Below are 19,051 nucleotides of genomic sequence, written 5' to 3'. Positions count from 1 at the left end.
AGCACTCAGCGAGGGGTCAGGAGGTGGTGATGCCGACCAGGGGGGACTGCGGGGTCGACGACGGGAGCGGCTGGAAGCCGTAGCGGTCGTAGAACTTCGCGGCCGAGGTGTTCTCGGCGGCGTAGCCGAGGTGCACGCCCGGCACGCCCCGCTCCGCGAGCGCCGCGCGGAGGGTGTCGATGAGCCGGGAGCCCAGGCCGCGGCGCTGCAGGACGGGCAGGAGGTCGATGTGCAGGTGGGCCGGGTGCGTCTCGAGCTCGCCGTGGCGCAGGCCGCGGACCATGCGGTCGGGGTCGGCGCCGTCGCGCAGGAGCTGGGCCTCGGTGTAGCCGGGGTGGTGTCCGGTGTCGGGGCCGGGTGCGGGGTGGCGCTCGACGAAGCCTGGCGTCCACTCGCGTGCCCACCACTGTGCGAAGGCGCGGGTGTCGGCGGCGGCGACGATGTACCCGGTGGCGCGGCCCTCGTGCTCGACGACCCAGGCGAGGTCGGGGGAGTGGTCCACGTAGGGCAGCGCGTAGACGTCGGGCATGATCAGGTCGGACGAGTAGACGCCGCGTGCGTCGGTGCCGGCCGCGGCGGTGCGGACGCAGATGTCGGCGACGTCGGCGCGGTCGGCGACGTGGTACTGACGGATGAATGGCTCGCTCACCGCGTCAGACTAGCGCGGCAGACTGACGCGCCACGGTGCGCTGCCGGCGTTACCGCGAGTTTGCCGCGGGAACATGCCAGTCACGGGATCGTCACGGGTTCGCAATGTGCAATTATCACCCAAGTTCGTTACGGTCGATTTGTCATGCAGAACCTCGAAGAGGAACTCAAGCACATCCATCCGACCGAGACCACGGTGGCGCTGAGGGAGCCCACCGTCGATGACGGAGCAGCGATGTGGCGCCTGGCGCGCGACAGCAAGACGCTGGACCTCAACTCGTCCTACGCGTACCTCCTCTGGGCACGTGACTTCGCCCGGACGTCGGTCGTCGTGACCGTCGACGGCGAACCTGCCGGGTTCGTCACGGGGTACGTCCGGCCCGACGAGCCGACCACCCTGATGGTCTGGCAGGTGGCCGTGGACCACGCCTACCGCGGACAGCGGCTGGCGTCCCGGATGCTCGCGCACCTCGCGGGGCAGCATCCCGGGTGCACCCACGTCGAGACCACCATCACCTCGGACAACACGGCGTCGATCGCCCTGTTCATGTCCTTCGCGTCGGCCCAGGGTGCGCCCGTCGACGTGCGGACCGTCTTCCCCACGGAGGCGTTCCCGGACGGTCACGACGCGGAGCTCGTGTTCCGCATCGGGCCACTCTCCTGACCTGGTCCCGGTCAGAAAACCCCGGCACGACCCAGCAGCACCCACAGGATCAACCCCACACGATCGACCCCAGCCGAGTCCGGCCAGCAGCGCCGGACCGCAGAAGGAGCCATGCGCCCGAACACCACCATGCCCACCGGCCCGTCGACCAGCAGCGCCAGCACGAGCGTCTTCGACGAGCTCGAGTCCCAGGTGCGCAGCTACTGCCGTAGCTGGCCCACGACCTTCACCACGGCGTCCGGAAGCACGATCCAGGCCGAGGACGGACGAAGTTATCTCGACTTCTTCGCCGGTGCGGGCGCCCTGAACTACGGGCACAACCACCCGGTGCTGCTGGACGCGCTGATCGACTACCTGCGCAGCGGCGGGATCGTGCACGCGCTCGACATGCACACGGTGCCCAAACGGGAGTTCCTGACGACGTTCCGGGACCGCATCCTGGCGCCCCGCGACCTGGACTACAAGGTGATGTTCCCCGGCCCCACCGGGACCAACTCGGTGGAGAGCGCGCTCAAGCTCGCCCGCAAGGTGACCGGCCGGCAGCACATCCTGTCGTTCACCAACGCGTTCCACGGCATGACGCTGGGTGCGCTGTCGGTGACCGGCAACTCGATGAAGCGCAACGGCGCGGGTCTGCCGTTGACCAACAGCTCGAAGATCCCGTACGACGACTACTTCTCGGGTGCCACCGAGGACTTCCTGTGGCTCGAACGGGTGCTGGGCGACAGCGGCTCCGGCGTCGACAAGCCCGCGGCGATCATCGTGGAGTCCGTGCAGGGCGAGGGCGGGCTCAGCGCGGCGCGGCCCGAGTGGCTGCGCGCGCTGTCGGAGCTGTGCCGCACCCACGGGATCCTGCTGATCCTGGACGACGTCCAGGCCGGCTGCGGCCGCACGGGCGAGTTCTTCAGCTTCGAGGAGTCGGGCATCGTGCCCGACATCGTGTGCCTGTCGAAGTCGATCTCCGGCTTCGGGCTGTCGATGGCGCTCACGCTGATCCGCCCCGAGCTGGACCAGTGGGAGCCCGGTGAGCACAACGGTACGTTCCGCGGCCAGAACACCTCGTTCGTCACGGCCACCGCGGCACTGAACCAGTTCTGGGCGAACGACACCTTCGCCGAGGGCGTCCGGGCCCGCGCCGTCGAGCTGCACGACGGCCTGGCCCAGATCGCGAACGGGTACGACGGCGCCGTCGTCAAGGGCCGGGGATTCCTGACCGGCATCAAGTTCCCCGACCCGTCGGCGGCGTCCAAGATCGCCGCGGCGTCCTACGAGCGCGGCCTGCTGGTGGAGACGTCCGGGCCCGAGGACGAGGTGCTCAAGACGATGCCCGCGCTGACCATCGGCTCGGACGAGCTGCGGTCCGGCGTGGACATCATCGCGGCGGCGACGGCGGAGGTGCTGGGCGCACCGACCGTTCACGACAGCGCTGTCCCCGGCAGCACTGTCCCCGGCGGCGTCATCTCCGACGCCGCCGTCCATCAGACCGATCCCCGAGGAGAGGAAGACAAGTGATCGTCACGCGACTGGCCGACCTGGAGGGCACCGACCGCGACGTGCGGTCCGAGACCTGGCGGAGCCGCCGCCTGGTGCTCGCCAAGGAGGGGGTGGGCTTCTCGTTCCACGAGACCACCATGTACGCCGGCACGGAGACCGAGATGTGGTACGCCAACCACATCGAGGCCGTGTACTGCGTGGGCGGCACCGGTGAGCTGGAGAACCGGGAGACCGGCGAGCGCCATCAGATCTCGGACGGGACGATGTACCTGCTGGACGGCAACGAGAAGCACACGATGCGGCCGACGACGGACCTGCGGCTGATCTGCACGTTCAACCCGCCCGTCACGGGGCGTGAGGTGCACGACGCCGACGGTGTGTACCCGCTGGTGACGGAGGAACAGCAGGTCTGACACCGTCCTGCGGGAGAGCGAGACACCCAGGTCACCTCGGTGACCTGGGCGTCCTACGTATCGTCGCGCGGGGGCGCGCGGCGGCTCACGTCTCCGTGAGTGCTCCGGAGGTCGACTCCAGGTGGGCGCGGACGAACCAGTGGAACTGCTCGAGGTCGTGCAGGTGGCCGATGAGCAGGTCGTTGGTGACGTCGTCGAGCTTGGCGGTGGCGTCGGCGGCGTTGCGGTGCGCGGTGATGATCGAGTCGTAGACGTCGTCGAGTGCCGCGAGGTGCTGGATGGCGGGCGCGCGGCCGAGCGCGTAGTCGTCCCAGGTGCGGGAGGCGACGAGGGCCCCGGGGGTGCCCACGGGCACGACGCCGAGGGTGGCGATGCGTTCGGCGATCTGGTCGACCATGGCGCGCACGGCGTCGACCTGCGGGTCGAGCATCTCGTGGACGCCGATGAAGTGTGGCCCCACCACGTTCCAGTGCACGTGCTTGAGGGTCAGGTGCAGGTCGTTCAGCGCGTGCAACCGCTGCTGGAGGATCTCGGCGACCTCCGCCCCCTGCTCGGGCGTGAGGGACGGGACGGTGTAGCGGGGCAGCTTCGGGGACATCGGTGGTCCTCCTGTTCCGGCCGGCGGTGGGACGCGTCCATCGTCACGCGGTCAGCGGTGAGTCGCCAGCGCGACGAACGCGATCCCGGCCACGCCGAGGGCGGCGAGGAGGACGGCGCCCGGCAGGGTGGCCCCGGAGACGAGCATCGCGAGCGCCGCGAGCAGGGCGGTGCCACCGAGGACGACGAGGTCGCGTCGCCAGCCGGTGAGCAGGGCGGCGATCTCGGCGCGGCCGCGGAGCGGGACGTGGGCGGCCCACCAGGTGAGGCGGGCGAGGAGGTAGCCCTGGAGCGCGACGAGGAGGGACCAGGGGTCGAACGCCGGGCTGTCGTCCGGGCCGGGGGCCAGGCCCCAGAAGAGCAGGGCGGCCAGGACGAGCGCGCCGGCCGCGGTCGCGGGCGTGGGGCGTACCACGAGGAGGATCGTGAAGAGGACGGCCAGGCTCCAGACGATCCCGGAGGACAGCTCGGGGGTGCGGGAGGCGGCGGTGAGGAACAGTGCGGGGACGAGCAGGAGGAGGGCGAGGCGCAGGGTCCAGCCGCGCAGTGTGGGGCCGGTCTCGATGGTGATCTCGGGCAGGGGGCGCGCGGTGGGGTCGTTGGTCGGGCGCAGGCGGGTGCGGGTCAGCTGCAGGAGGTGGGACCAGTCGGCGGGGCGGGTGGGGTTCATGGGGTGCAGGTCCGTCCGGGGACGTGTCGTTCGGCGGCGCGGGCGAGCGTCTCGAACCTGATGGTGGCCTGGTCGCGTTCGGAGCCGGCCCAGCGGACGACGGGTACGCCCTCCCCGGTGAGGGCGGCGAGCCGGTCCTCGCGTTCCAGGCGGGCGATGCGCCAGGCGATGCGGAGGTGGTTCTCGGTGACGGGGTGGACGTCGGGCAGGGTGTCGATGACGACGACGGGGTGGCCCTTGGTGCGCCAGGTGCGCACGAGGTGCAGCGGCTCGTCGTCGAGCACGGTGGTGAAGAGGTAGACGATCGCGTCGGCGGGGACCTGCGGCGGGCGGACCCGGTGGCCGGCGGCGCGGTCCTTGGGGTGGGCCAGGGCGAGGCCGTGCACGACGCGGCGCAGGTGGCGGCGGCCGGCGGCGGGTGGCAGGGGCCGGCGGCGTCGCGCGAGGTCCTCGAGGCCGACGCGGTCGCCGCCCTCGACGAGGGCGCGCGCGATGGAGGCGGCGGCGTGCCGGGCGAGGTCGAGGGAGGTGGGTTCGTCGACGCGGAGGGTGCCGTAGCCGCGCCAGGTGTGCAGGTCGGGTCCGACGTCGTCGCGGGAGTCGACGACGAGCACGGCGGTGGCCTCGGCGGTGGCGTAGGTGCGGCGCACGTACAGGGTGTCGAGGTCGGGGGAGCGGCGGGCGGTGGTGCGCCAGTCGATGCGGCGCAGGCGGTCGCCCGGGGTGAAGGGGTGGATGTCGCGCAGCTCGGCGCCGTCGCCCAGCCGGCGCGACGAGTGCGGGCCGGTGAGGCCGCGCAGGCGCTGCGGGAGGGGCAGCCTGCCGAGGGGCGCGGCGGCGGGCAGGACGAGGCGACGGGTGCCCCCGACCTCGACGGGTTCCTGCTCCCAGGTCGCGTTCAGCGAGCCGCGCAGGTCGATCGCGAAGGTGTCCTGCGGCCCGGTACGGACGGACGACAGGCGCAGCGGGATGTCGCGGGTGGAGGTGTGCGACGGCGAAGTCGGGGTCGTGCGCAGGGCCACCTCGGTGGTGCGGTGCCCGGCGGCGCCGATCCGCAGGTGCACGACGTCGGCGGTGCCGGGGACGACCCGGAGCGTGGCGGTGAGCTCGCCGGCGGCGGCCGAGCCCTCGGGCTCCTGGAGGGTGCCGCGCGGCTCGGCGGCGGGACTGGTACCCGGGCGCCCTGCCCGGGCCCAGGCCGCGGCGAGCAGGCCGGGCACGCCGATCAGGGCGAGGTCGGCTCGCCCGCCGAGCACGCCCAGGGCGAGCAGGACGACGCCGGCCACGACGGCGGCGGTGTACGCGGACGTGAGCTGCCAGCCCGGGGCGCCGTCGACCGTCATCGCGACCGGACCGTGGCAGGCGTCGGTACGGCCCGCAGGAGGTCGGAGACGACGGTCTCGGGGCGGGTCGCGGAGGCCCAGGCAGTCGGGGTGAGCGTGATGCGGTGCGCGAGCACGGGCACCGCCACCCGCTTGACGTCCTCGGGCAGCACGTAGTCACGCCCGTCCAGGACGGCGACGGCGCGGGCCAGGAGCACGAGGTTCTGCGACCCGCGGGGTGAGGCGCCGACCTCCAGTGCGGTGTGCCCGCGGGTCGACGCGGCCAGGTCGACGCAGTAGCGCACCACGTCGGGGTCCACGGCCACGGCCTCGGTGCCGGCCTGCATGGCGAGCACCGTCGCGGGCTCGACGACCTGGCGCACGGGCGCGGCCTCCTGCCGGCGGGCGAGCCGGCGGGTCAGGACCTCGGCCTCCTGGTCGGCGTCGGGGTAGCCCACGGCAAGCCGCACCATGAACCGGTCGAGCTGCGCCTCGGGCAGCGGGTAGGTGCCCTCGTACTCGACGGGGTTGGACGTCGCCAGCACGTGGAACGGGCGGGGCAGCGGCCGGCTGGTGCCCTCGATGGAGACCTGCCGCTCCGCCATCGCCTCCAGCAGCGCCGACTGGGTCTTCGGGGCGGTGCGGTTGATCTCGTCGGCGAGGAACAGGCCGGTGAACACCGGGCCGGGCCGGAACTCGAACGTGCGGGTGGCCGGGTCGAACACGGACGAGCCGGTGATGTCGGCCGGCAGGAGGTCCGGCGTGCACTGCAGGCGGGCGAAGTCGAGGCCCAGCGCGGCGGCCAGCGACCGGGCCGCGAGGGTCTTGCCGAGCCCGGGCACGTCCTCGAACAGCACGTGCCCGCCCGCGAGGATGGTCGCCAGCGCGATCTGGAGCGCGTCCCGCATGCCGACGACGGCCGTGCCGACCTCGGCGAGGACCCGTTCCCCGAGCGCGGCGACGTCGGCGACGGGCAGGGGGCTCGCGGTGCCGGTGCTCGTGCTGGGGCCGGCGGCGTCCGGGGCTTCGTTCAGGTCAGGCACGGTTCTCCTCGGGAGTGGGCACGGAGCTGGGGGCAGGCACGGAGCTGGAGGTGGGTGCAGCGGGAGCGGCCCCCAGGCGTTCGATCGCGTCGAGCCACGACTGCAGGGTCCGGGCCGTCGGCGCCTGCCGGGACGCGAGCCCCCGCACCACCCGTGCGCCGAGCAGCCGCTCGACGTCGGGCACCGCGGCCGGGTCGGAGGGGTCGACGCCGTGGGCGCGGACCCGGTCGGCGGCGAGCGCCCGGACGCGGCGGACGACGCGTTCGGTGACGCGTCCGTCGCGGGTGAAGGTGGACCAGCTCAGGTCGGAGACGTCGTGCCGTCCGCCGGCGCGGGCCTCGGTGACGACGTGGGGCCACTCGGGGTCGGGGGGCGTGTCCTCGGTCCGGGACCACAGGGCGGCCAGGGCGAGCGTGACGGCCACGGCCGCGGCGGCGTGCCAGGGGTCGATGATCTGCCAGAAGGCGAGCCCGGCGGCGACGACGGCGGCGGTGACCGTGATCGCGGTGAGGCGCTGCCAGTTCCAGTGCCGGTTCATCGGGATCCGGGCTCCTCTCCGGGGCCGGCTTGTTCGACTCCAGGCCCCTCGACGTCGAGCGTGCGGGCGATGTCCGCGAGCGCCGCGCGGGCCTGGGTGACGGTGGTGGTGTCGATGGGGCGGTCGGTGAAGCGGGCGCGCTGGTAGAGGGTGCGCAGGCGGGTGACGGCGTCGGGTGGGGCGGGGGTGGCGGCGAGGACGGTGCTGGTGAACTCGGTGGGGGTCTGGGCGGGGTCGCGGCGGGTGCCGGCGCGGGCTGCTGCTTCTTCGAGGGCTACCCAGGCGGCGACGACGGCGTCGCGGGGGCGGGCGTGTCCTTCGAGGTGTCTCAGGGCGCGGGTGACGGCGTCCTGCAGCTCGGGCAGGTCGATGTCCTCGCCGAGGGTGTCGGTGGTGGTGCCGGCGGTGAGGTTGTCGGGGTCGGTGTCGGTGGGTTCTCGGCGGATGGTCAGGAGCTTGCGGACGGCGAGGGTGATGAGGGCGGCGATCAGCAGGCCGACGAGGGTGACGAGGACCAGGACGACCCAGCGGTTGTCGGCGGGGTCGGGTTGTTGGGCGGGCGGTGCTTCGGGGGTGCCGGACGGTGCGGGCTGGGACTGCGGGGCCTGGGAGATCTCGACGGTGGGCAGGTGGGGTGTGCTGAAGGTCCAGGGGGTGGCGGTGGCCGCGCCGAGCACGGCGACGGCGACGAGCGCGCAGATCAGGGCGAGGCGTGCCCGGGGCGCTGTGCGTGGTGTCGGCTGTGGCATCAATCGGTCGCAAGCTGGTGGGTGTGGGCGCCGGCGACGGCGGCCGCGACGAAGGAGGCGGGGTCGGCGTCGAGGCCGCGGCCCATGGTGCGCAGCCCGCCGGGGGCGGTGCGCAGGGTGTCGAGGAGGGCGGTGTCTGCGGGGACGTCGACGAGGGTGTGCGGGGTGGTGTCGGCCAGGGCGCGGGCCTGGTCGTGGACGCGGGTGGTCAGGGGTGCGCCCCAGGCGGGCAGGTTCTCGACGTCGGCGGTGGGGACGGGTACGGGGACGACGGCGGGGGCGAGGGCGACGCGCCCGTAGGCGGTCAGGGAGTGGTGGGAGATGCCGAGGTGGCGGTCGCGGGGGTCGGCGCCGGAGACGCGCAGGGAGGCGACGGGGCGGCCGCCGAGGGTGGCGGCGGCGTTGACGGCCTCGCCGGCGGCGACGCCGGAGTAGCCCCAGCGGGTGCCGGTGCCGAGGTTGCCGGGTCCCTGGGTGACGACGGCGACGTCGCACCCGGCGACGTGCCGGGCGGCCAGGAGGCCGGTGTGCACGGTGACGGCCTCGAGGTCGCCGCCGTAGGCCTGGCCGACGGTGACGCAGGTGGTCAGCCAGCCGGTCTCCCGCAGTGCGGCGACGGTGCGGGAGAACGCGGCGGGCAGGGCGCCGCCGTCGGTCATGACGTAGGCGACCTTGAGGTCGCCGGGTGCGCGTCCGGCCGCGGTGGCGGCGTGGCGCAGTCCGGCGACGACGGCGGGCAGCGCGGAGTGCAGGTCGGCGACGACGACGGGCATGCCGTCGAGGCTGTCGGCGTCGGCCAGGGTGGTGTGGTGGGGCGACTCCTGCTCGTCGACGCCGAGCACCATGGTCTGCAGGGGCGTGTACCGCGCCTTGACGAGGTGGCCGGGCCCGACGACGGGGTCGGCCGGCAGCGTGGTGCCGGGCGTGGCCGGGCCGACGACGAGGGCGTACCCGCCGGTGCCGAGGCCGCGGGCCAGCGCGGACACGTTCAGCAGCAGCGCGTCGCCGACGGCGGGCTCGCCCACGAGGTCGGTGTAGGCCAGGGCGCGGACCGTCAGCGGTCCGGACGCCGCCCCGGTCGCGCTCTCGTCCGCCCGGCCGGGCAGGGGCCGGTCGAGCGTCACCTGGAGCTCGAGGGCTCCTCGCCACGACTTGCCTGTGGAAATCACGGTCCCGATCCGCCACGTCATCACACGGTGGAGGTTACCGCCCGATACCGTTGTCCTGATGTCCAGCGACCTGCCCCCCACCTCGTCTCCCACGGTGCCACCCGGTGCGTCATCCGGCACGCCGTCGGCCCTGTCGTCCAATCAGTCGTCGAACCAGCCGGCCAACCCCGCGCTGAATCCGGCCGAGCGCCTCCTGAATCTCGTCATCGCGCTCGTGAACACGAACGCGGCCATGACCAAGCAGCAGGTGCGCACCGCCGTGGCCGGCTACTCGGACGCGCCCAGCGACGAGGCGTTCGAGCGGATGTTCGAGCGGGACAAGGACATGCTGCGGGCCCTGGGCATCCCCGTGGTGACGGTCGGCTCCGGCGGGCACACCGACGAGCTCGGGTACCGGATCGACCAGGACGCGTACGCGCTGCCGTCGATCGACCTGACGCCCGCCGAGCTCGGCGTGCTGTCGCTGGCCGCGCAGTTCTGGCAGGACAAGACGCTGCAGACCGACATCACGCGCGCCATGGTCAAGCTGCGGGCCGCCGGGGCGGGGGACCCGTCGGCCGACGCCCTGGCCGGGCTCGCGCCGTCCGTGCGCGCCGTCGGCGACGCCTACGGGCCGCTCATGGAGGCGATCGAGGCCCGCCGCGTGGTCACGTTCAGCTACCGCGCCGCGTACAACGGGGCCGTGCTGACCCGGCACGTCGAGCCGTGGCGCATCGCCGCGCGCGACGGCGGCTGGTACCTCATGTGCTTCGACCGCGACCGGCAGGCCCCGCGCGTGTTCCGCATGTCGCGCATCGAGTCCCGTGTGCGCGTCGTCGGCCCCGCGAACGCCTACGAGGTGCCCGACGTCGACACCGACGCGATGCTCGGCAAGGGCCCGCACGGCGAGATGCGGCAGGCCGTGGTCGCCGTCCGCCCCGAGCGGGCGAGCGCGCTGCGCGCCCGCGCCAAGGCCGTGCCCGAGGGCGAACGCACCGCCTACGACGCGCGCCTGGCCCGGACCACTCGTTCCGGTGAACCCACGGGGTGGGACATCCTGCAGGTGCCCTACCGGTCCCTGACCGGTATGGCGTCCGAGGCCGCCGGGTACGGCGCCGCGCTCGTCGTCCTGGAACCCGAGTCCGTGCGGGAGGAGACCGTGCGCCGGCTGGCCGCCGCCGCGGCGCTGGGCGCAGAGAACGTCCGAATGGAGGTGTCCCGTGGCTGAGCGCGCCGACGACAGGCTCCTGCGCCTGCTGGGCATCGTCGCCTACCTCGACGGCGCCGGGCCCGTGTCCGTGGCCGACCTCGCCGGCAGGTTCGGCACGACCCCCGCCCAGATCCAGAAGGACGTCGACGCCCTGTGGGTGTCCGGCACCCCCGGGTACTGGCCCGACGACCTCATCGACTTCGATGCCGCGTCCATCGACCGCGGCGTCGTGCACCTGACCGAGGCGCGGGGCATGACCCGGCCCCTGCGCCTCGGCACCCGGGAGGCCGTCGCGCTGGTCGCGGCCCTGCGGGCCATGAAGGCGACCGGCGCCGTCCAGGCCGACCCCGCGCGGTCCGCCGTCGTCGAGTCCGCGCTGCGCAAGCTCACCGACGCCACCGGCGAGGCCGCGAGCGCTGTCGACGTGCGGCTCGCGCCGGGTGGTGACAAGCAGGTCGTGGCGGCGATCTCGTCTGCGCTGGCGAACCGGCACCGGCTGCGGATCCGGTATGTGACGTCGTCGGACGTGGTCAGTGAGCGGGACGTGGACCCGGTGCGGCTGCACACGCAGGACGAGTTCGCCTACCTCGCGGCCTGGTGCTATCGGGCGCAGGCGCCGCGGACGTTCCGGGTGGACCGCATCCTGGAGGCCACGGAGACGGACGTGCCGGTGCAGGCGCACCCGGGGCAGGAGCCGGAGATAGATTTCGGTGCGCTGTTCGCGGGTGGTTCGTCGCCGCTGGCGACGATCCGGTTCGCGCCGCGGGCGCGGTGGTTCGCGGAGGAGGTGCCGGTCGAGTCGGTGCGCAACCTGCCCGACGGCGACTTCGAGGTCACGCTGCGGGTCACGAACCCGGGGTGGCTGCGCAGCACGCTGATCCGGCTCGCGCCGCTGGTGCGGTCGGTCTCGCCGGAGGCCCTGGCCGTGGACGTCGCGGGTGCGGCCACGGCCGCGCTGGCCCTGTACGGGGACGACTCCGTGGACGACGGTGTGCGCGACGCAGCCACATCGGCCGATCAGCACTAGGCTGGGCGACCATGTGGTTCTGGGTATGGACCCTCTTGATCGTGGGCACCCTCGTCGGGGCGTTCTTCCTGGCCCGTTCGCTGTGGCGTTCGGCCAGGGGGCTCCTGGAGGAACTGGGCCGGGCCTCGCAGCGGTTCGGCGAGTCGGCCGACCGGCTGCAGGAGGCGTCGGACCGGGCGCGGGAGGCGGCGAGCACGCAGCACGCCGGGCCGAGCCTGTTCGACGACGTGACGATCCACTACCAGCGCGTCCACGCGCAACGGGTGGCCCGCGCCGGGCGCAGGGACGCGCGGCGGGCACGGAACGTCGCGACCTGGCAGAAGTGGAAGCACTTCAACGAGTAGTCGCCACGAGGCCACCGCCCTGCCGGGCTAAAACTTGGCACCTTGGCCGAATTCACCCCATGCTTTGAAGGCTTCATGACCATCCGGGGACACGCCCCGGAAGGTCTTCCTGACACGCCAGGGGGCTGCTTTGAAGAGATCAAGACGAAGGCTGGTAGGGGTCGCGTTCCTTGCCGCGGCGGTGCTGGTCGGGAGCCAACCCGCCGTCGCCTCGGCGGGCGTCGGCGCACCGGCCGGTGCGGGTGGGGGCGCTGCGGACGCAGCGGTGACGATCGGCGGGTCCGGCAGGCAGCTGACCGCTGACCAGGAAGCGCAGCTGCGTTCGTTCTTCGACGAGTACGACGTGGCCGGCGCGGACCAGGACGCGCTCCTCGCGTCGTACGAGAGCGGGGGCCGGTGGCTCTCCATGACCCCGGGCGCCGAGCCCGCCGACGTGCGCACCGAGGACAAGGGCGGCATGCGTTCGACGGTCAGCACGTTCGCCGACGGGTCCGTCGCCGTCGCGGGCACCTCGCTCCCGCAGGACCCGGTGCGGCTGGCTTCCGTGACGGCCCCGGCCTCCCTTCTGGACGCGTCATCCCCGTTGGCCCCGGCCTCCGTGACCGGCTGCCGGACGTCGGGGTCGACGCGCGTCATCACCTACACGAACTGCCTGGCCAAGGTGGACAACGGCCTGGTGATGATGTCGTTCCGCTTCACCTGGCGGCTGTACGTCGGGTCCAGCGCGAGCATCACCAGCTACAGCCCCAACAGCCGCGACCACCGGTGCCTCGGCTGCATCATGAGCGACCACCGCGTCTTCCGGGTCAGCCGCACCAACGTGCGCTACTCCGCGACGATCGGGCTGCCTCCCGGCGAGTACCTCGGCTGGATGGGCGTCCGGGTCGGCACAGGGGGTGCGTCGACCTACCAGGGGCCGTGAGCCCGGATCGGGCACAACGCCGGGACAGTGACACCCGGACAGCTATACCGGGACGGCGATCGCACGGGGAGGGTGACTCTCCCCGTGCGATCGCCATTTCACGTCCATCAACCGGCTACCGTTGTGCCCCCTCGGTTCGCGTAGGATCGGGCATATCCGCACCACAATCAGCACCGCACCGTAAGGAGTCACCATGGCTGGCGCAATGCAACCGTGGCACTGGATCGTCCTGCTCGTCGTCGTCCTGCTGCTCTTCGGGTCCAGCCGCCTGCCGGGCCTGGCCAAGAGCGTGGGCCAGTCGATGAAGATCTTCAAGAAGGAGGTCAAGGACCTGCGCGACGACAAGAACGACAACGACGGCAACGCTGCCGACAACGCGCCGGGCGCAGCGACCACCAGCTCGACCACCACCACCACGAGCACCACGGGACCCGGTACCGGTTCAGGCACGGGGTCGACCCCCGGCCTGATCGACCACAAGGACCGCGACATCCCCAAGGCCTGATCGGTGGCACGTACGAGACGGGCGTCCGACGGTCGGATGCCGCTGCTCGAGCACCTGCTCGAGCTCCGCAAGAGGTTCGTCCTGATCGCCGTCGGCCTGGTGGTGGGTGCCATCGCCGGGTGGTTGCTCTACGACCCGCTGCTGGTCCTGCTCCAGCGTCCGCTCGTCGTGGCGGAAGAGATGCGGGGCAACGAGATGACCCTGAACTTCGCCGGGCCGATGGCGGCACTGGACCTGAAGATCAAGTCCTCGCTGTTCCTGGCCGTGTTCCTGACCTGCCCGTGGTGGCTGTACCAGGTGTGGGCGTTCATCACGCCGGGTCTGAACAAGAACGAGAAGAAGTACGCGTACGGGTTCGTCGGCGCGGCGTTCCCGCTGTTCCTCGGCGGGGCGTACATGGCGTGGCTCGTGTTCCCGCACGCGATCCAGATCCTGTCGGGGTTCCTGCCGGACGACGCGACCGCGTTCACCAACGCCCAGGAGTACCTGTCGCTGGTGATGCGGCTCCTGATCGCGTTCGGGCTCGCGTTCCTGTCGCCGGTGCTGCTGGTCGGCCTGAACTTCGCCGGCCTGCTGTCGGGCAAGGCGCTGCTGGGCGGCTGGCGGTGGGCCATCCTCGTGGCGTTCACGTTCGCGGCGATCATCACGCCGACGCCGGACGCACTGACGATGGTCCTGGTCGCGCTGCCGATCTGCGTGCTGTACTTCGCGGCCGTCGGCGTGTCGATAGTGCACGACCGGCGCGTCGAGAAGCGGTTCGCCGACGCCGAGGTCTGACCGCCCGCGGTCCCTGTCTGACATGCATGTCGTACCCGCATGTCGTACGTGCGTGTCGTAGTTGCATGTCATACCGGCATGTCAGACAGGGACCGTAGGCTGTGCACCATGAACGACCTGAGCCCCGCCGAGCGGTACTCGGCCTTCCGGTCCCAGAGCCGTTCGGCGGCCGAGCACCCGGAGCTGACCCTCTTTCGGGAGGTCATCGGCTTCGAGCTCGACGACTTCCAGGTCGCTGCCTGCGAGGCCCTCGAACAGGGGCGTGGCGTGCTGGTCGCGGCCCCGACCGGGGCGGGCAAGACCGTCGTGGGCGAGTTCGCCGTGCACCTGGCGCTGGCCTCCGGACGCAAGGCCTTCTACACCACGCCGATCAAGGCCCTGTCCAACCAGAAGTACGCCGACCTCGTGCGCCGGCACGGCCCCGAGAACGTGGGCCTGCTGACCGGCGACTCCACGATCAACGGCGAGGCACCCGTGGTGGTCATGACCACCGAGGTGCTGCGCAACATGCTCTACGCCGGGTCCTCGACCCTGGACGGGCTCGCGTACGTCGTCATGGACGAGGTGCACTACCTGGCCGACCGCTTCCGCGGCCCCGTCTGGGAAGAGGTCATCATCCACCTCTCCGACGACGTGCAGCTCGTCTCCCTGAGCGCCACCGTGTCCAACGCGGAGGAGTTCGGCGACTGGCTGGAGATGGTGCGCGGCGACACCGCCGTCGTCGTCTCCGAGCGGCGGCCCGTGCCCCTGTGGCAGCACGTGCTCATGTCCTCGCCCGAGCCGCGCGGCAAGCCCCGCATGCTCGACCTGTACGCCGGGCACGTCGACCCGACCGACCCCGGCACCAACCCGCCCATCAACCCCGACCTGACCGCCGCGTTCCGGTCCGGGCGCGGCGGTAGCCGCCCCGGTGACCATGGTGGTGGACCGGGCGGACGAGGCCGCGGGCGCGGCCGGGGCGACCGCGGGTACCGCGGCGGCAACGGGCGACGCACCGCCGACCGACCCGGCGGCGTCGTCGGGCCCGGGCGGCGCACCCCGCCGCGGTTCGTCGTCATCGACGCCCTGAACGCCGACGCCCTGCTGCCCGCGATCTACTTCGTGTTCTCGCGCGCGGGCTGCGAGGCCGCCGTCGACCAGTGCCTCAAGGCCGGGCTGCGGCTGACCAGCCCGCAGGAGGAGGCCACGATCCGCTCGGTCGTGGAGGAGCGCACCGCCGCCATCCCGCCCGAGGACCTCGACGTGCTCGGGTACTGGGCCTGGTCCCAGGCCCTGGCGCGCGGCATCGCCGCCCACCACGCCGGCATGCTGCCCGTGTTCAAGGAGACCGTCGAGGACCTGTTCGAACGCGGCCTGGTCAAGGTCGTGTTCGCCACCGAGACTCTCGCGCTCGGCATCAACATGCCCGCCCGGTCCGTCGTCCTGGACAAGCTCGTCAAGTGGGACGGCTCCAGCCACGTCCCCGTCACGCCCGGCGAGTTCACCCAGCTCACCGGCCGCGCCGGGCGCCGCGGCATCGACGTCGAGGGCCACGCCGTCGTCGTCGACCACCCGGCCCTGGACCCCGTGGCCCTCGCCGGCCTCGCGTCCAAGCGCCTCTACCCGCTCAAGTCCAGCTTCCGGCCCACGTACAACATGGCCGTCAACCTCGTCGCCCAGGTCGGCCGCGACCGCGCCCGCGAGGTCCTGGAGACCTCGTTCGCGCAGTTCCAGGCCGACCGCGGCGTCGTCGGCCTGGCCAAGCAGGCCCAGGCGCACGCCGAGGCCCTCGACGGGTACGCCAAGGCCATGTCCTGCGACGTCGGGGACTTCGGCGAGTACATGGACCTGCGGCGCGCCATCAAGGACCGCGAGCGCGAGCTGTCCCGTGCCGCGTCGGGCGCGCGGCGGGCCGAGGTCGTCGCGTCCCTGGAGAACCTGCGGCGCGGCGACGTCGTCGAGGTCCCGTCCGGGCGCCGGCGCGGGTACGTGCTCGTGCTCGACCCGGGGGAGCCCGGCGGGTTCGACGGGCCGCGGCCCACGGTGCTGACCCAGGAGCGGCAGGTCAAGAAGCTGACCCTGGCCGACGCGCCCGACGGCCTGGAGACCGTCACCACGGTGAAGATCCCCAAGGCGTTCAACCCGCGCAAGCCCGACGCGCGCCGCGACCTGGTCTCGACCATGCGCAACGCGCTGGGCGTCCTGGCGGACGACGTACCGTCGGCGCACTCCACGACCTCGCCGTCGCGCAGCGCGGCGAGCCGGGCCGCGGTCGGACGCCGGTCGGACGCCGCCACCGACACCGAGCTCGCGCGCCTGCGCAAGGCGCTGAAGGCCCACCCGTGCCACGCCTGCCCGGAACGGGACGACCACGCCCGCTGGGCCGAACGCTGGAACAAGCTCAAGCGGGAGCACGACCAGCTCGTGCGCCGCGTCGAGGGCCGCACCGGGTCGATCGCCCGCACCTTCGACCGCACGCTCGACGTGCTGCTCACCCTCGGGTACCTGCAGCGCACCGGCAGCGACACCAGCGCGGGCGGTGCCGGACGAACGGCCGCACGAACTGCCGGGCAGACGGGCGGCCGGATCCGCGTGACCGACGACGGCCGGTGGCTGCGCCGTCTGTACGCGGAGAACGACCTGCTGCTGGCCGAGTGCCTGCGCCGCGGCGTGTGGGACGGGCTCGACGCCGCGGGCCTGGCCGCCGTCGTGTCCACGGTCGTGTACCAGGGGCGGCGCGACGACGCCCCCGACCCGTACATCCCGGGCGGGCCGACCGGCCGCCTCGCGGGCGTCCTGGACGAGACGCAGCGCGTCTGGTCCGAGGTCGACGACCTGGAGGAGGCGCACGGCATCGACGCGACCGGTGAGCTCGACCTGGGCCTCGTGGGCGCGATGTACCGGTGGGCGTCGGGCAAGGGCCTGGACAGCGTGCTGCGCGGCTCCGACCTGGCCGCCGGCGACTTCGTGCGCTGGTGCAAGCAGGTCGTGGACGTCCTGGACCAGCTCGGCGGCGCGGCGCCGTCGGACCGGCTGCGCGCCACCGCGCGCAAGGCGCAGGACGCCGTCCTGCGCGGGGTGGTGGCCTACTCGAGCCTGTGACCGGGTGACTGTGAGCGGGTGACGTGCGGGTCCACGCCCTGCTGACCAGGGCGTGGACCCGCCGCATCGCATACAGTTCCCACCGTGAGCCAGCCTGTCCGATCCATCCTGTACCGCAACGGCGTCGTCCACTCCGGGGCGGACCCGTTCGCCGAGGCGATCCTCGTGGACGACGGCGTGGTGGCGTGGCTCGGCGCCGACGACACCGCCGCCGGGCTGGCGGCCCGCGCCGACCGGGTGATCGACCTCGACGGCGCGCTCGTCACCCCCGGGTTCGTCGACGCGCACGCCCACGTGCTGGAGACCGGCCTGTCCGCCGACTCCGTGGACCTCACGTACGCCGGCGGCGTGCACTCCCTGGCTGACGCGCTGGCCGCCCTGCACCAGGGTGCACGCCGGCTCGCGGCGGCCGACCCGTCCGGCGAGCAGGTCCTGCTGGCCTTCGGCTGGGACGAGCAGGCCTGGCCCGAACGGCGCGCCTTCACGCGCCAGGAGCTGGACGCCGCGTGCGCCGGCCGTCCCGTGTACGCGGCGCGCGTCGACGTGCACTCGGCGGTCATCTCGTCCGCGCTGGCCGCCCGGGCGGGCATCGAGCGGGATCCCGCCTGGACCGGCATGGGCCTGGCCGGATCCGGCTGGTCCGACGCCCCCGCCGACACCGGCCTGGTCACCGCCGACCTGCACCACACCGTGCGCGACGTCGCGCACGCGCTCTCGCCCGAGCGGCGCACCCGCCTGTACCGCGAGACCCTGGCCGCCTGGGCCGCCCGCGGCGTCGTGTCCGTGCACGAGATGAGCGGCGAGCACCTCGACACCCGCGCGGGCCTGGCCGAGCTGTACGCCCTGTCGGCCGACTCCGTCACCCCCGACGCCCTCGCCGACCCGGACGCGCTAGCCCTGCCGCACCTGGCCGCCTACCGCGGCGAGCTGTGCGCCACGGCCGACGACGCCCGCGCGCTCCTGGAAGAGCTGCCGTTCCTGACCGGGATCGGCGGCGACCTCAACGTCGACGGCTCGATCGGGTCGCGCACCGCGGCCATGCGCAGCCCCTACTCCGACCTGCCCGCCGACCCGTCCTCCGGCTCCTTCGCCGGCGCCCTGACCAACCCCGACGGCTCGCCGTGGACCGGCAACCTGTACCTGACCGCCGACCAGATCGCGAACCACCTGAGCGCCGTGCAGGGCGCCCGCGGGACCGCCGGCGTGCAGGCCGCGTTCCACGTCATCGGCGACCGCGCCATGGACGAGATGGTGCTCGGGCTGCAGATCGCCGCCCAGACCAGCGGCGAGAGCGCCCTGCGCGCCGGGCACCACCGCATCGAGCACGCCCTGTTCGTGGACGCCGTCACGCTCGCCGCCCTCCTGGTGCACGGCATCGGCCTGTCGGTGCAGCCCGCGTTCGAGTCCTCGTTCGGCGGCGCCAAGGGCGTCTACGCCTCCCGGCTCGGCGCCATGCGCGCCGGGTCGATCATGCCGTTCGCCGACCTCGCACAGGCGGGCGTGCCGCTCGCGTTCGGCTCCGACACGCCCGTCACCCCGGTCGACCCCTGGCAGGGCGTGCGCGCCGCGACCCGCCACGAGGACCCCGACCAGCGCATCTCCGCGGGCGCGGCGTTCCGCGCCCACACCCGCGGCGGCTGGCGCCTGGCGGGCCTGGACCACACCGGCGCCGGACAGCTCCGCGTGGGCGCCCCCGCCCACCTCGCCGTCTGGCGGGCCGAGCACCTCGGCGTGCAGGCCGCCCCCGGGCGGCTCAGCTCCTGGAGCGAGGAGGCCCGCGCGGGAACACCACTCCTGCCCGACCTCTCGCCCGACGCCGTGCAGCCCGAGTGCCTGCACACCCTGCGCGACGGCGTGGTCCTGCACGACACGCTCTGACCGCCTCGACACGCACCGCCC

At 73.2% G+C, this 19,051-nt stretch carries 19 protein-coding genes; 11 read left to right on the top strand and 8 right to left on the bottom strand.

The genetic code is table 11. The annotated features are described in order from the left end of the window. Positions 1-16 precede the first annotated feature (16 nt). Complete coding sequence (locus tag ACZ7LE_RS20635) at positions 17-649, bottom strand: GNAT family N-acetyltransferase (protein WP_470405107.1); 633 nt, start codon at positions 647-649, stop codon at positions 17-19. A gap of 144 nt (positions 650-793) precedes the next feature. On the opposite strand from ACZ7LE_RS20635, the gene ectA reads away from it, so the two are divergent. The 3 genes from ectA (at position 794) to ACZ7LE_RS20620 (ending at position 3,219) form a co-directional block, all read left to right on the top strand. After that, positions 794-1,312, top strand: coding sequence for a diaminobutyrate acetyltransferase (gene ectA / locus ACZ7LE_RS20630; RefSeq protein WP_285104833.1), 519 nt, complete (start codon positions 794-796; stop codon positions 1,310-1,312). Between the two features lie 111 nt (positions 1,313-1,423). Then, complete coding sequence (gene ectB / locus ACZ7LE_RS20625; protein WP_470405106.1) at positions 1,424-2,824, top strand: diaminobutyrate--2-oxoglutarate transaminase; 1,401 nt, start codon at positions 1,424-1,426, stop codon at positions 2,822-2,824. Beyond that, positions 2,821-3,219 carry an ectoine synthase gene (locus ACZ7LE_RS20620; RefSeq protein ID WP_470405105.1) on the top strand — a complete coding sequence of 133 codons (399 nt, stop codon included), beginning with the start codon at positions 2,821-2,823 and terminating at the stop codon, positions 3,217-3,219. The genes ectB and ACZ7LE_RS20620 overlap by 4 nt, the downstream gene beginning before the upstream one ends. A gap of 85 nt (positions 3,220-3,304) precedes the next feature. On the opposite strand, the gene ACZ7LE_RS20615 is transcribed toward ACZ7LE_RS20620, so the two are convergent. From ACZ7LE_RS20615 to ACZ7LE_RS20585, 7 genes are read right to left on the bottom strand one after another with little or no spacing between them, the layout of a single operon-like run. Continuing rightward, positions 3,305-3,817 (bottom strand): Dps family protein, encoded by a 513-nt coding sequence (locus tag ACZ7LE_RS20615; RefSeq protein WP_470405104.1) that lies wholly within the window; start codon positions 3,815-3,817, stop codon positions 3,305-3,307. Positions 3,818-3,868: 51 nt separating this feature from the next. Then, the gene (locus ACZ7LE_RS20610) at positions 3,869-4,486 is read right to left on the bottom strand and encodes a hypothetical protein (RefSeq protein WP_470405103.1); all 618 of its coding nucleotides are present in this window, start codon (positions 4,484-4,486) and stop codon (positions 3,869-3,871) included. Beyond that, positions 4,483-5,829 (bottom strand): DUF58 domain-containing protein, encoded by a 1,347-nt coding sequence (locus ACZ7LE_RS20605; RefSeq protein WP_470405102.1) that lies wholly within the window; start codon positions 5,827-5,829, stop codon positions 4,483-4,485. The genes ACZ7LE_RS20610 and ACZ7LE_RS20605 overlap by 4 nt, the downstream gene beginning before the upstream one ends. Continuing rightward, positions 5,826-6,851 carry an AAA family ATPase gene (locus ACZ7LE_RS20600; protein ID WP_470405101.1) on the bottom strand — a complete coding sequence of 342 codons (1,026 nt, stop codon included), beginning with the start codon at positions 6,849-6,851 and terminating at the stop codon, positions 5,826-5,828. Before ACZ7LE_RS20600 ends, ACZ7LE_RS20605 begins: the two co-directional genes overlap by 4 nt. Then, the gene (locus ACZ7LE_RS20595) at positions 6,844-7,389 is read right to left on the bottom strand and encodes a hypothetical protein (RefSeq protein WP_470405100.1); all 546 of its coding nucleotides are present in this window, start codon (positions 7,387-7,389) and stop codon (positions 6,844-6,846) included. Before ACZ7LE_RS20595 ends, ACZ7LE_RS20600 begins: the two co-directional genes overlap by 8 nt. After that, the gene (locus tag ACZ7LE_RS20590; RefSeq protein WP_470405099.1) at positions 7,386-8,138 is read right to left on the bottom strand and encodes a DUF4129 domain-containing protein; all 753 of its coding nucleotides are present in this window, start codon (positions 8,136-8,138) and stop codon (positions 7,386-7,388) included. The genes ACZ7LE_RS20595 and ACZ7LE_RS20590 overlap by 4 nt, the downstream gene beginning before the upstream one ends. Continuing rightward, positions 8,138-9,331: a DUF3866 family protein gene (locus tag ACZ7LE_RS20585; protein WP_470405098.1), complete on the bottom strand. Its 1,194-nt coding sequence runs from the start codon at positions 9,329-9,331 to the stop codon at positions 8,138-8,140. Before ACZ7LE_RS20585 ends, ACZ7LE_RS20590 begins: the two co-directional genes overlap by 1 nt. A gap of 34 nt (positions 9,332-9,365) precedes the next feature. On the opposite strand from ACZ7LE_RS20585, the gene ACZ7LE_RS20580 reads away from it, so the two are divergent. From ACZ7LE_RS20580 to ACZ7LE_RS20545, 8 genes are all read left to right on the top strand, one after another. Further along, positions 9,366-10,514: a helix-turn-helix transcriptional regulator gene (locus ACZ7LE_RS20580; protein WP_470405097.1), complete on the top strand. Its 1,149-nt coding sequence runs from the start codon at positions 9,366-9,368 to the stop codon at positions 10,512-10,514. After that, positions 10,507-11,523, top strand: coding sequence for a helix-turn-helix transcriptional regulator (locus tag ACZ7LE_RS20575; RefSeq protein WP_470405096.1), 1,017 nt, complete (start codon positions 10,507-10,509; stop codon positions 11,521-11,523). Before ACZ7LE_RS20580 ends, ACZ7LE_RS20575 begins: the two co-directional genes overlap by 8 nt. Before the next feature lie 11 nt (positions 11,524-11,534). After that, the gene (locus ACZ7LE_RS20570) at positions 11,535-11,867 is read left to right on the top strand and encodes a hypothetical protein (RefSeq protein WP_470405095.1); all 333 of its coding nucleotides are present in this window, start codon (positions 11,535-11,537) and stop codon (positions 11,865-11,867) included. Positions 11,868-12,132: 265 nt separating this feature from the next. Then, on the top strand, positions 12,133-12,789 hold the full coding sequence (locus ACZ7LE_RS20565; RefSeq protein WP_470405094.1) for a hypothetical protein: 657 nt from the start codon (positions 12,133-12,135) through the stop codon (positions 12,787-12,789). A gap of 193 nt (positions 12,790-12,982) precedes the next feature. Continuing rightward, entirely contained in the window at positions 12,983-13,294 is a 312-nt protein-coding gene (tatA, locus tag ACZ7LE_RS20560; protein WP_470405093.1) for a Sec-independent protein translocase subunit TatA, read from the top strand. A 3-nt stretch (positions 13,295-13,297) separates the two neighbouring features. Further along, positions 13,298-14,071, top strand: a complete 774-nt coding sequence (gene tatC / locus ACZ7LE_RS20555) for a twin-arginine translocase subunit TatC (RefSeq protein WP_470405092.1) — start codon at positions 13,298-13,300, stop codon at positions 14,069-14,071. Between the two features lie 108 nt (positions 14,072-14,179). Beyond that, complete coding sequence (locus ACZ7LE_RS20550; protein WP_470405091.1) at positions 14,180-17,152, top strand: DEAD/DEAH box helicase; 2,973 nt, start codon at positions 14,180-14,182, stop codon at positions 17,150-17,152. Positions 17,153-17,236: 84 nt separating this feature from the next. Next, on the top strand, positions 17,237-19,030 hold the full coding sequence (locus ACZ7LE_RS20545) for an amidohydrolase (RefSeq protein WP_470405090.1): 1,794 nt from the start codon (positions 17,237-17,239) through the stop codon (positions 19,028-19,030). The last annotated feature ends 21 nt before the right edge of the window (positions 19,031-19,051 follow it).

The sequence above is a fragment of the Promicromonospora sp. NPDC110617 genome (assembly GCF_055598465.1).
Note: the sequence above shows the minus strand (reverse complement) of the source record. Positions and strands in the feature narration are given on the sequence as shown.